The organism is Poseidonibacter sp. (assembly GCF_041821165.1).
Taxonomy (GTDB): Bacteria; Campylobacterota; Campylobacteria; order Campylobacterales; family Arcobacteraceae; genus Poseidonibacter.
This window is the reverse complement of record NZ_JBGUES010000069.1, coordinates 1-10,845: the sequence shown is the minus strand read 5'-3', so window position 1 is coordinate 10,845 and position 10,845 is coordinate 1. Positions and strand designations below refer to the sequence as shown.

Below are 10,845 nucleotides of genomic sequence, written 5' to 3'. Positions count from 1 at the left end.
ACATTAACAATAAACATTCAAAATGAATCATTAACTGAAAAAGTTTTATGGATGTTAGAGCATTTCAAAGATGATGGACTAGAAATAATATCAAATGAAAATATTGAAGATTTAAAACTATTAAAAGCAACTAGAAATGAAGAAAGTATATCTTTTGATGAATATCTAAAAAATGAAAATTGAAATTAGAAAAAGTGCTATAAAAGATTTAAAGCACATTTCTGAACCATTTAAAACAAAAATACATAATCAACTTCTATCACTCAAAGATTTCCCCAATTTAAAAAATATTAAAAAACTTACAAATTTCGAACCTGCTTATAGATTAAGAGTAGGAAATTATAGAATATTATTTGACGTATTAGATGATGTTATTATAATCGGTAGAGTTTTACATAGAAAAAATAGTTACCAATAAATACCTACTCCCCAAAACTAGAAAAAGCACCTTCAACATTTGGAATACTTTTGTAGCGAGTATTTGTTAGTCTTACTCTTTTTGTTTTAAGGTCACATATTGCTATTCTAAAACTTGCACCCATAACTGGTTCTACAACACAAATAATCTTATCTTCAATCTGTCGTGTAGTATAAATAGTACCTTGCAAAGATGGAAAAAAGTATTTTGGATAAGTTAATGGAGTTATTTCTACAATATCAATAGCTTCTTGATTTTCAAGAGTTTGTACTATATCCATAGCATCTTCATAATCTTCAAATTGAATACACCAGTCATCAAAGTTTTTATTAAAATTTTCTAAATCCTCATCTAGAAATCCACCTGCTAATGACTGTAAAGCAAATATAGACACAAAAGTCCCCTTTAAATATATATAGTTTCAAAAATTGATTTTAACATATTTTGCTTTATTTAGATTTTGCTTCTGCTCTTTTATTTATGATTGTATCAAATTCATCAACAATTTCAGTACCTAAAAGCTCTTCAAGAACATCTTCTAAAGTTACAATACCTTTTGTTTGATCGTAGTGATCAACTACTATAAACATATGCTCTTTTTTAGATAAAAATAGATCAAGTAGCTTCGAAATAGGAACATTTTCATTGATCTTAAATACAGGACGTATAATATCATTTTTATTTTCAAGAGTATTTTCTATAAATTCATGAAAAAACTCTTTTGAAAATATAACACCTACAATATCATCAATATTTTCATTAAAAATTGGTATTCGAGAGTACTCTTTTAGTTTATCCATCTGTATGTTTACTGTTACTTTATTTTCTAAGCTATTTATTAAGTCATCTTGATTTAGTGAAAAAAGCACTTTTCTAGGTGTGTATATCTCTTTTACTTTTACTTTTGAATATTTTAATATATTTTCCATAATACGAAAATCTTTTTGTTTAATAATTCCTGCTTCTTCACTCATATTAATAGTAGCTTTTAGCTCTTCTTTTGTGATAGTTTCGATTGGTTTATTTTTAGATATAAAAGAAGTGATAAAATTCATAATATAAAGCAATGGATATGTTATAAAAGTTAAAAGTTGTATTAATCTTGAACTAATACCTGCAAGCTCTTTCCAATACATAGCACCAATAGTTTTAGGAATAATTTCTGAAAATACAAGAATAAGAATAGTAAGTATTGCAGAGATATAAAACATATACTCATCACCAAATATTTTCACAGCTTCAGCACCAACACCTGCTGCTCCTAAAGTATGAGCAAAGGTATTTAAAGTAAGTATTGAACCTATTGAAAGTTCTATATTTTTTTTCTGATTTTCCAGTCTTTTTGCTAACTTAGGTTTTGTAGTTTTAAGTGACTCGATATATGATTGGTTTTGTGATAATAAAACTGCTTCAAGAATTGAACATAAAAATGAAACTCCAACGGCTAACATAAAATAAATAAGTAATAGCATTAATAATCTTTTATTTCAATCTTAGCTAAATTTCTTATAATTTTGCAAAAAATTCTGAATATGCTTTAATCATAGTAAGGGATATAAGTCAAATTTCATTAGAATACGACGAATATTTAAAGGATTTAAATGAATAAAGAGTTTGACAAGTTTAAGCAATGGCTTAGCCTTAATTATAGTGATGGTTTACTAGATTTAAATCCACCTGCAAGTGATGATGAAATAGAAGAACTTATAAAAACTATTGGTGTTGATTTACCAGAAGATTTTATAAGTGTATTAAAAATACATAATGGTCAAAAAGGCGAATCTGCTTGGCTTTTTGATTCTCAAGAGTTTTTATCTACAAAGCGTATTATTGAAGAGTTTAATATTTGGAAAAACTTATTAGATAAAGAACTTCAAGGTAAAGTTTCAAATCCAGATGATGGTGTTAAAAATGACTGGTGGAATAAAAAATGGATACCAATTACAAGTGATGGTTGTGGAGATCACTATTGTCTAGATTTAAGCCCAAGTCCTACTGGAACAAAAGGGCAGATTATTACATTGTGGTATGAGTCAAGTGAAAGAGAAATAGTATCTCAAAGTTTTTCTCAATGGTTTGAAGAGTATCTTAGTGAATTAAATACAGGTAATCTTGTTTACTCAAAAGAGTACAACTCTATAGTTCATAAAGATGAATTATAATAAAGGAATAGTTTATGAATGATAATATGATTTATGTATTTATTGCACTAATAGCTTTTCTTGCGTATAAGAAATATGCTCAATATAAGGTATTAAAACTTGTTCCTTCACTACTTGAACAAGGTGCAAAAATTATTGATGTTAGAACTCAAGGCGAGTTTGTTTTAGCTAAAAAAGATGGAAGTATAAATATTCCATTAGGTTTACTTGAAAATAGAATAAATGAGTTAGATAATACTAAACCTATAATTCTTTGTTGTGCAAGTGGAAGTAGAAGTGCAATGGCAAAACGTACCTTAAAGGCAAATGGATTTGAAAATGTTCACAATGTAGGTACTTGGAAAGCTCTTAGAAAGTTTTAGCAATGTCTATTTTTAAATTTAGAGGATATAATACTAAAACTAGATAAAAAAGGATATCAATGGCTGCAAATGCAACTATTCACAAGGCTTTACTAAATATATCAAATATGGACGAACACTATTATGAGGAACATAATTTAACACTAGCACAACATCCATCAGAAAATGATTTACGATTGATGATTAGATTGATTGCTTTTGTTTTAAATGCAAATGATACACTGATGTTTTGTAAAGGGATATCTACTGATGATGAGCCTGATTTATGGCAAAAATCAATAGGTGGCGATATTGAAATGTGGATTGATTTGGGGCAACCTGATGAAAAACGTATAAAAAAAGCTTGTGGACGATCAGAGAAAGTAAAAATATATACATTTAAAGAAACTCTTGCAAGTGCTTGGTTTAAACAAATAGAAGGTTCTCTTTCTCGTTTTAAAAATCTTCAAATAATACATCTGAATATTGAGGGTGATATTGAGTCACTGTATAATCGTTCTATGAATATGCAGTGTAGTATACTTGATAATGAACTTACACTTAGTGATAATGATAATAGTGTAATAATCACTCAAAATATTTATAAATAGTAAAGTGTTGTTATATCATGAGATATTGTAAAATAATCTGATATAACAACATACTTTTGTCTAAACTATATTTTTTCCTAAGAAAGTTTGTCCGTTAGACTTTTTCCAAAAGCTTCTTCTATATATGGAGAAATCTGCCATTCGTTTTTAAACTCTTTATATTGTTTTACTGTTTTTTGTATATTTTGATTATCTTCAAAAAAAGCTCTAATCATTACATTTTTTGGTGTATGTTCCATATCTATGAACTCTAATACTTGTGTACGATAACCCATGATTTCTAAGACATTTGCTCTAACACTATCAGTAAGTAAAGTAGCTAGTTTTTCTTTGATAATTCCATATTTCATCATAGGAATCATTTTGTCATTTTTTATTTTCTTTAAAAATTCATGTTGACAACATGGCACTGCTAAAATAACTTTTGCACCCCAATTAACTGCTTTTGTAAGAGCTTCATCTGTTGCTGTATTACAAGCGTGAAGTGAAATAACCATATCAACATCAGTAAATTGATTAAAACCTTTGATATCTCCTTGCTCAAATCTTAAGTCATCGAAGTTTAATTTTTTAGCTAAATCAGAACAGAATTTAATAACATTTTCTTTTAAATCTAAACCAACAATTTCTACGTTATAACCCATTTTTAATACAAGATAATCATATAATGCAAAAGTAAGATATGCTTTTCCACAACCAAAATCAATGATTCTAATAGTTTTATTCTTATCTAAATAAGGAATACAATCAGATACTAACTCTAAATAACGATTGATTTGTTTAAACTTATCATATTTTGCATTTATAATTTTACCTTGCTTAGTCATGATTCCAAGTTCTATTAAAAATGGTGTTAATTCCCCTTCGTTTAGAATGTATTTTTTCTTTCTATTATGAGATACTTCTTCAAACTTTCTTGTAGCTTTTTTTTGATTTATCTTTATTTCGTCTTTTTTATTTACAAGTATATGATAATCATGATTTACAGTATTAATAAGTGCTTGTTTAAAATACGTTTTAATTAATGTGTATATTTCAACAAAAGTCTCATCATTATTTAAGTTTTTATGCTCTACATTTTTGTCATAAAAATATTCAAATTGATATTTTTCTTCATTTTGGATGATTACTTTTTTTATTGTTACTTTATTAAAAGTTTTCTCTGCTTTTTTTCTTACACCACTTAAAGTTGCATGTATTATGCTTTCTTCATTGATTATTTGTTCGATTAATTCAGTTATATTTTGCATAATGCTTAAAATTCCTACTTTTAGACTTATTTTTCGTATGATAGCAAAACCCACTTCATTTATTAATTAACCCATCATAGACACTACTAATCTTTCTTTTGATATCATAAGCAAAAAGAAAATAATGCAAACACTAAAACAACTTAATAATAACGAACTTAAAGGTATTAAAAAACTTACAATCTGTGAAAATCTAAGCGAATTTCCTAATAAAATATTTGATCTTGCAGATAGTTTAGAGATATTAGATTTAAGTAATAATAAACTTACAACAATTCCAAACTTAGAAAAACTTACAAAATTAAAAATAGCTTTTTTTTCATATAACCTTTTTACTGAACTGCCAAATGCTTTTAAAGGCTGTATAAATCTTTATATGTTAGGGCTTAAGGGAAATAAAATAGAATTTATTGAAGAGGATATTTTACCTCTTAGTATTTCATGGCTTATTTTAACTGATAACAAAATCAAAACACTTCCTAATTCAATTGGTGATTTGACTAAACTTCAAAAATTTCCACTTGCAGGAAATAAATTAACTGCTCTTCCTGACACTATGCAAAACTGTAAAAATTTAGAGTTATTACGATTATCTGCTAATAATTTAAAAGAGATTCCTTCTTGGATTTTTGAACTTCCAAAGCTTTCATGGTTGGCATTTTCAGGAAATGATTGTTCTATTCAACCTCAAGTTGATTTAGAAAAAGCTTGTCTAGAAAAGCTAGATATTAAAGAACAACTAGGTGAGGGTGCATCTGGAATGATATATAAAGCCTTTTGCCCAACACTAGAAAAAGACGTAGCTCTTAAACTTTTCAAAGGAGCAATTACAAGTGATGGTTATGCACTTGATGAGATGAATACTTATATGTCAATAGGTAAACATAATAACCTTATCAATGTAATTGCTAAAATTGATCAAGAAGAAAAGTTAGGACTTTTACTTGAGCTTATTCCAAAAAGTTATGAAAATCTAGGTTTTCCTCCAACTTTTGATACCTGTACAAGAGATACATTCTCTCCTGAATACAAAATTTCAAGCCAAAGTATTTATGAAGTTGCAAAACATATACAATCAGCAGCAATTCACTTACATGAGAAAAATATAATGCATGGGGATTTATACGCACATAATATTTTAATAAATGAAGATAATCACTGTTATTTAGGAGATTTTGGAGCAAGTAGTTTTTATGATAATAAGAATTATGAAAAAATAGAGGTTCGTGCTTTTGGATGTTTAATCGATGATTTACTTAGTATTTGTTCAAATAAAGAAGATTCATATTTTAAAACTTTAAGTACTATTTCACAAAGATGTATGATAGATGATGTAAAAGCAAGACCTTTATTTAATCAAATTAGTTTTTAATATATTGTTCTTTTACTATTGCATAAGTTTTAAAGCTTAAACCTGTTTTTAATCTAAACAACTTATCCAATATTTTTCTTGGTACATTTGCTATTGCTAAAACTTCATCAATATTATAAGAACTTCCTTGTTCATCTAATAAATCAATTATTTTCATAATATTAAAAGGTAAATTACTTGCTTTAAATCTATTTTGGAAATAGTTATCTAATTCAATCTCTTTAATATCTTTTTCTATAAAAATAGGTTCTTTAGGATTGTGCATAAGTTCATCCATATACTCTTCGTAGAAAAATGATGCACCAGCTCCTTTAAATCTTATTGCTATTAGGTTTATTAGTTCATTTGATTGAATATATACAGGATTTTCATAAGCATTTATAAGTACAGCTTGAAAACTTTCTATTTTATAAGATATATTTTCGATAATTATTTCACAGTTTGTTTCTTGATTTATTAGAACAATCATACCAGCATTTGGTATTAAGGTTTGTGTTTTACAGTTTTGTATTAACTCATATGATTCTATATATTTTTTTAATTTTTTATGCATTTGATATTATAAGATTAAATTCTTAAAAAACAAATCTTCATACTAGCTATTTTATTTCTTTCTATAATACTTTTTGACATAATAAATTCCTAATTTAATCATACAAAGGTAAAAAATGAAAGAAGAAGAATATGAAAAAATAAGAATACTTTTTTTAAAGCTAATTGAAGAGACAAAAGAATTAACAAATAATGAATTTGAAAATATAATAAACCAAGTTTTTAAAGAAAATCAATCTTTTACACCTGCAATGAAAGAAAGACTTACAATAGATATAGCAAAGATGAGAAACGAAATAATAAAATTAAGATAAATCAACTTTGAATAAAAACCTCGTATAATAAGTTATTTTACGAGGCTTTTAATTATGCTTTATAAAATAAAACTACTCAACTTCACCAAATAATTCTGTTATTGTATGTTGATCATCAGATAAAACACATTGAGCAACTACTCCTGTATCTTCGTTAAATACAAATGGAGCACCTACATTTATCATTGAGTCATATATATTTTTGGCTTTAACTACAGGAAAATAAATAGAGTACTTTGAATTTTTACTTAAATTTAAAATAGTTTGCATACCAATTGAAAGCTCAAGTTCTTCAAGAGTTGTATTTGCAGCAATTAAGAAAAGTTTCATATATTCATTTTCATCTGAATTTCTTAAACAAAATGTAATTCCATCATGTCTATCTAATATTACTCTTTGCACATTTTCAAAACCTAAAATTGGTTGTTTAACTTCGTAAGCCATAAATAATCCTCAAATATTAATTTTGATTAGTTTAACATAAAAATAATAAAAATACTAGCTTAAACTTATTTTGATTTACAAGTTTTTATAGATATTTTTAAATAAAAAAAGCTAGCCATTTATAGACTAGCTTTTAAAAGTTTTATAATTATGAAATACTATTCAGCAAGTAGATTTCTATAAAATTCTCTATAGTTTGTATCTTTTTCATCTCTTGCTTTCATAGCAGGTCTTGGATGTTCGTTTAATTGTCCTGTTAACATATATGGAATACTGTATCCCCAATCTAGCTCTTTTTCTAAAGGAACAATATGCTCTTCAATAAATTTTAATACAGGCATTAATTTGTATTTTGGATTTTTCAAGAATCCAATTAATAATTCCATAGGACAGTTTCCAGCACCTCTTCCTAATCCTGAAATTGTAACATCTAAGAAACTTGTACCATAAGTCATAGCTTCAATTGTATTTGCATATGCAAGTTGCATATTATTATGCGCATGAATACCAATTTTTTTACCATTTGCTTCTGCTACTTTTAAATATTTTTCTGTAAGTCTATTGATTTGTTCAGGGTAAAATGATCCAAAACTATCTGCAATATAAATAACATCAACACTTGATTTACTAACTGCATCTAATACTTCATCTAATTCTTGATCAAATGATTTTGAAATAGCCATAATATTGATAGTTGTTTCATAACCTTTTGCATGTGCTTCTTCAACAAGTTCAATAGCAGCAGGAATTTGATGAATATATGTTGCTATTCTAATCATATCAACAACACTGTCTTCTTTTGGAAGTAATTCTTCATTTACTGTTCTACCAATATCAGACATAACAGCAATTTTCATATTTGTATCGTTATTTCCAACAATTTTTCTTATATCTTCTTCTTTACAAAAATTCCACTTTCCAAACTCTTCTTCACTCATAATTGAAGGTGAATTGTTTTTTCCAATTTCCATATAGTCAACACCAGCAGCTACACATGTTTCGTAATGTGCTTTTACAAATTCATCTGTAAAGTGGAAGTTATTTACTAATCCACCATCTCTAATCGTACAATCAAAAACTTTGATGTCTTCTCTTACTGAAAGTATTGAACCTTTTTTCTCAATCATAAATGTATCCTATTCTTTTTATATAATAATTGTTTAGATAATATCTTAAGAGTTCTCAAATTATCTTTAAGAGAGCGAATTGTTCTAGGAATTTCAATATAAATCATCTAAAAGATACAGATTATTATTGATATATTTATTTTAAAGAGGTTCTTTTATCTATTAACTCAACAATATGTTTTATTTTTTTATCATTAAAATCTAAACCTAGAGCTTCTTGTTCTTGTGTTGCAAAAGCAGGTATGCCATTTACTTCAAGAACTATATATTCTTCTTTTTCTCTATCATAAAGTATATCAACACCAGCAATTTCAAGACCTGTTACTTTTGCAGCTTTTAGTGCTAGTTGTACTACTTCATCTTCAGGTTCTCTTATAAAAATTGAACCACCACTTGTGATATTTGTCTTCCAATCACCATCACGAGCTTTTCTTCCATAACAAGCTATATAATTACCATCTACAATATCCACTCTATAATCAGTATTATCATAGTTAATAAATTTCTCAATATAAACTTGTGATAAATTAAGTTGTTCAAGGCTTAATTTTAATAAAGAAATATCACTTTCTTGTTCAATTTTAGTAAGGCCTTTTCCTCCCCAACCATCAAGAGGTTTAAATACGGCACTTGACCATTTATTCATAATATTATCTAAATGTAAATGATTGTCTTTATGAAAAAATTCATAATCAGCAGTAGCAATGCCATTATGTTTGAGTAAAAATGATGTTTGAAATTTATCTTCTGTAAGTTTAAAAGATTCATAATTATTAATAGTAGGCATCAATTTATTTAAAGTTTGGTACAAGTATGTCTGATAAGGTGTTTGTTCACCTGCATTGTAGGAAAAAAACAAATCAATACTATCTTTTAGATTATAAGTACAATTACCGTGAGAATCACACAATATTGAATCATTACTAACAATAGCTTTGTTTAAATTAACTCCTGTAATTGATGTGATTTCTCTTTCTTGTAATTGTTTTTTTATTTTCTCTTCTATTTCTTTTCCACCACCATTTTGGTAGATCCACATTCCTATAGTTCTTTTGCTCATAACATACTCCTATAAAATGATTTTATATGTTATTGTACAATATTTATAATAGAATTTGGTATTTTAAAATAATTATTTTAAGATTATATTTCATCCTCATCAATTCTCATATCTTCAAGTTGTTCTAAAACTTCAATAGCTTTTTCTTCTGTCATTTGGTTTGATTTAATCTCTTTTAAAAGCCCTGAAAAATCTTCTTCTACTTCTTTCATATTTTTAAGTTCAGCTGTAACAGCTTTTATATTTTTCTTTTTTTCAATTAATTCTTCTAACTCTTTTATATTTTCTTTTATTTCTAACATAATATCATTTTGTATTAAATCTTCTAATTCTTTTACTTTATTCAAAATATTCTCCTAATTTTTTTGAAATTATAGCTAATATTTTATGATATAATACTCAAAACTAAGGAGTACAGATGTTTATTAAATTAAATGAGAGAGTTTATTTAAATATGGCAAAAATTACTAGAACAAAGATTGACCATGTTGAAGATGGTATTAGAGTAAGATTTTATGAAGGTCAAGACCAAGTAGCAAAATCTAAAAGATTTGATAATATTGAAGATGCAAATAAATGGTTAGAAGATTTATTTAAATCAATCAACGCTTAAATTTATATTTCCCCTTTTAGGGGTAAATATTCTATTTTATATCACAATTTCCAAACTTACATTTTAAAAATTTCACTAATATATAAATAAAAAATATCAATATTCCAAATTCAAATATCTTATATAATATTTCCATAATAATAAACCTTTTTCTAATAAATCCAAATAATTAAATAATTTGTAAATATGTTGTATTTTTAAATTAATTGATGTAAACTAATTATAACAAATAAAAAGGATATATTATGAAACATGAATTAATGGAATTGCCGTTTGAGTATGATGCTTTAGTGCCTTTTATGTCTAAAGAGACTTTAATATACCATCATGATAAACATCATCAAGCTTATGTAAATAAGTTAAATGAACTTATTATTGCAAGTGAATTCGAAAATTTATCACTAATTGACATTGTTAAAAAATCTGATGGTGCTATATTTAATAATTCTGCACAAGTATATAATCATGACTTTTTTTGGAATTGTATTTCTCCTAAAGAAACAAAAATTTCTGATTCATTAGAAAATCTAATTATTAAAACATTTGGTTCTTTTGAAAAATTTAAAACAGAATTTATCACA

At 26.2% G+C, this 10,845-nt stretch carries 17 protein-coding genes; 9 read left to right on the top strand and 8 right to left on the bottom strand.

Annotated elements, in window-relative coordinates; translation table 11 throughout:
* Together ACERKK_RS07025 and ACERKK_RS07020 are read left to right on the top strand one after the other, a co-directional pair.
* A partial coding sequence (locus ACERKK_RS07025) for a hypothetical protein (RefSeq protein ID WP_373772374.1) occupies positions 1-183 on the top strand: 183 nt, incomplete at its 5' end.
* The gene (locus ACERKK_RS07020) at positions 173-418 is read left to right on the top strand and encodes a type II toxin-antitoxin system RelE/ParE family toxin (RefSeq protein ID WP_373772373.1); all 246 of its coding nucleotides are present in this window, start codon (positions 173-175) and stop codon (positions 416-418) included. The genes ACERKK_RS07025 and ACERKK_RS07020, both read left to right, overlap by 11 nt.
* Before the next feature lie 4 nt (positions 419-422).
* Here the strand turns inward: ACERKK_RS07020 and ACERKK_RS07015 are convergent, their stop codons facing one another.
* Positions 423-812 (bottom strand): hypothetical protein, encoded by a 390-nt coding sequence (locus ACERKK_RS07015; protein ID WP_373772372.1) that lies wholly within the window; start codon positions 810-812, stop codon positions 423-425.
* Positions 813-867: 55 nt separating this feature from the next.
* The gene (locus tag ACERKK_RS07010; protein ID WP_373772371.1) at positions 868-1,890 is read right to left on the bottom strand and encodes a CNNM domain-containing protein; all 1,023 of its coding nucleotides are present in this window, start codon (positions 1,888-1,890) and stop codon (positions 868-870) included.
* 129 nt (positions 1,891-2,019) lie between these two features.
* Here ACERKK_RS07010 and ACERKK_RS07005 point away from each other — a divergent pair, with 129 nt between their 5' ends.
* The 3 genes from ACERKK_RS07005 to ACERKK_RS06995 are packed head-to-tail and all read left to right on the top strand — an operon-like array spanning position 2,020 to position 3,532.
* Positions 2,020-2,580 (top strand): SMI1/KNR4 family protein, encoded by a 561-nt coding sequence (locus ACERKK_RS07005; protein ID WP_373772370.1) that lies wholly within the window; start codon positions 2,020-2,022, stop codon positions 2,578-2,580.
* A gap of 14 nt (positions 2,581-2,594) precedes the next feature.
* Positions 2,595-2,942, top strand: a complete 348-nt coding sequence (locus ACERKK_RS07000; protein ID WP_373772369.1) for a rhodanese-like domain-containing protein — start codon at positions 2,595-2,597, stop codon at positions 2,940-2,942.
* A 59-nt stretch (positions 2,943-3,001) separates the two neighbouring features.
* On the top strand, positions 3,002-3,532 hold the full coding sequence (locus tag ACERKK_RS06995; RefSeq protein WP_373772368.1) for a YaeQ family protein: 531 nt from the start codon (positions 3,002-3,004) through the stop codon (positions 3,530-3,532).
* Between the two features lie 77 nt (positions 3,533-3,609).
* On the opposite strand, the gene ACERKK_RS06990 is transcribed toward ACERKK_RS06995, so the two are convergent.
* Complete coding sequence (locus tag ACERKK_RS06990; RefSeq protein WP_373772367.1) at positions 3,610-4,782, bottom strand: SAM-dependent methyltransferase; 1,173 nt, start codon at positions 4,780-4,782, stop codon at positions 3,610-3,612.
* A gap of 124 nt (positions 4,783-4,906) precedes the next feature.
* Between ACERKK_RS06990 and ACERKK_RS06985 the strand changes: the two genes are divergently transcribed.
* Entirely contained in the window at positions 4,907-6,154 is a 1,248-nt protein-coding gene (locus ACERKK_RS06985; RefSeq protein ID WP_373772366.1) for a leucine-rich repeat-containing protein kinase family protein, read from the top strand.
* Here ACERKK_RS06985 and ACERKK_RS06980 read toward each other — a convergent pair.
* Positions 6,144-6,707 carry a hypothetical protein gene (locus ACERKK_RS06980; RefSeq protein ID WP_373772365.1) on the bottom strand — a complete coding sequence of 188 codons (564 nt, stop codon included), beginning with the start codon at positions 6,705-6,707 and terminating at the stop codon, positions 6,144-6,146. The genes ACERKK_RS06985 and ACERKK_RS06980 overlap by 11 nt on opposite strands.
* A gap of 115 nt (positions 6,708-6,822) precedes the next feature.
* On the opposite strand from ACERKK_RS06980, the gene ACERKK_RS06975 reads away from it, so the two are divergent.
* Positions 6,823-7,020, top strand: coding sequence for a hypothetical protein (locus ACERKK_RS06975; protein WP_373772364.1), 198 nt, complete (start codon positions 6,823-6,825; stop codon positions 7,018-7,020).
* Between the two features lie 72 nt (positions 7,021-7,092).
* On the opposite strand, the gene fliW is transcribed toward ACERKK_RS06975, so the two are convergent.
* The 4 genes from fliW to ACERKK_RS06955 form a co-directional block, all read right to left on the bottom strand.
* Complete coding sequence (gene fliW, locus ACERKK_RS06970) at positions 7,093-7,464, bottom strand: flagellar assembly protein FliW (RefSeq protein ID WP_373772363.1); 372 nt, start codon at positions 7,462-7,464, stop codon at positions 7,093-7,095.
* A 158-nt stretch (positions 7,465-7,622) separates the two neighbouring features.
* The gene (locus tag ACERKK_RS06965) at positions 7,623-8,591 is read right to left on the bottom strand and encodes an aldolase catalytic domain-containing protein (protein ID WP_373772362.1); all 969 of its coding nucleotides are present in this window, start codon (positions 8,589-8,591) and stop codon (positions 7,623-7,625) included.
* Positions 8,592-8,727: 136 nt separating this feature from the next.
* A complete protein-coding gene (locus tag ACERKK_RS06960; protein WP_373772361.1) occupies positions 8,728-9,651 on the bottom strand; it encodes a RimK family alpha-L-glutamate ligase in 924 nt (307 codons plus the stop codon).
* 83 nt (positions 9,652-9,734) lie between these two features.
* Positions 9,735-9,998 (bottom strand): hypothetical protein, encoded by a 264-nt coding sequence (locus ACERKK_RS06955; RefSeq protein ID WP_373772360.1) that lies wholly within the window; start codon positions 9,996-9,998, stop codon positions 9,735-9,737.
* A gap of 71 nt (positions 9,999-10,069) precedes the next feature.
* On the opposite strand from ACERKK_RS06955, the gene ACERKK_RS06950 reads away from it, so the two are divergent.
* Entirely contained in the window at positions 10,070-10,264 is a 195-nt protein-coding gene (locus ACERKK_RS06950) for a sodium-dependent tyrosine transporter (protein WP_373772359.1), read from the top strand.
* Between the two features lie 245 nt (positions 10,265-10,509).
* On the top strand, positions 10,510-10,845 hold a 336-nt coding region (locus ACERKK_RS06945; protein ID WP_373772358.1), incomplete at its 3' end, for a superoxide dismutase.

Excerpts from the sequence above, each read along its gene's own strand:
- ACERKK_RS07020 (WP_373772373.1), top strand. The coding sequence starts at position 173 with ATGAAAATTGAAATTAGAAAAAGTGCTATAAAAGATTTAAAGCACATT.
- ACERKK_RS07010 (WP_373772371.1), bottom strand. The coding sequence starts at position 1,890 with ATGCTATTACTTATTTATTTTATGTTAGCCGTTGGAGTTTCATTTTTA.
- ACERKK_RS07005 (WP_373772370.1), top strand. The coding sequence starts at position 2,020 with ATGAATAAAGAGTTTGACAAGTTTAAGCAATGGCTTAGCCTTAATTAT.
- ACERKK_RS07000 (WP_373772369.1), top strand. The coding sequence starts at position 2,595 with ATGAATGATAATATGATTTATGTATTTATTGCACTAATAGCTTTTCTT.
- ACERKK_RS06995 (WP_373772368.1), top strand. The coding sequence starts at position 3,002 with ATGGCTGCAAATGCAACTATTCACAAGGCTTTACTAAATATATCAAAT.
- ACERKK_RS06990 (WP_373772367.1), bottom strand. The coding sequence starts at position 4,782 with ATGCAAAATATAACTGAATTAATCGAACAAATAATCAATGAAGAAAGC.
- ACERKK_RS06985 (WP_373772366.1), top strand. The coding sequence starts at position 4,907 with ATGCAAACACTAAAACAACTTAATAATAACGAACTTAAAGGTATTAAA.
- ACERKK_RS06980 (WP_373772365.1), bottom strand. The coding sequence starts at position 6,707 with ATGCATAAAAAATTAAAAAAATATATAGAATCATATGAGTTAATACAA.
- ACERKK_RS06975 (WP_373772364.1), top strand. The coding sequence starts at position 6,823 with ATGAAAGAAGAAGAATATGAAAAAATAAGAATACTTTTTTTAAAGCTA.
- fliW (WP_373772363.1), bottom strand. The coding sequence starts at position 7,464 with ATGGCTTACGAAGTTAAACAACCAATTTTAGGTTTTGAAAATGTGCAA.
- ACERKK_RS06965 (WP_373772362.1), bottom strand. The coding sequence starts at position 8,591 with ATGATTGAGAAAAAAGGTTCAATACTTTCAGTAAGAGAAGACATCAAA.
- ACERKK_RS06960 (WP_373772361.1), bottom strand. The coding sequence starts at position 9,651 with ATGAGCAAAAGAACTATAGGAATGTGGATCTACCAAAATGGTGGTGGA.
- ACERKK_RS06950 (WP_373772359.1), top strand. The coding sequence starts at position 10,070 with ATGTTTATTAAATTAAATGAGAGAGTTTATTTAAATATGGCAAAAATT.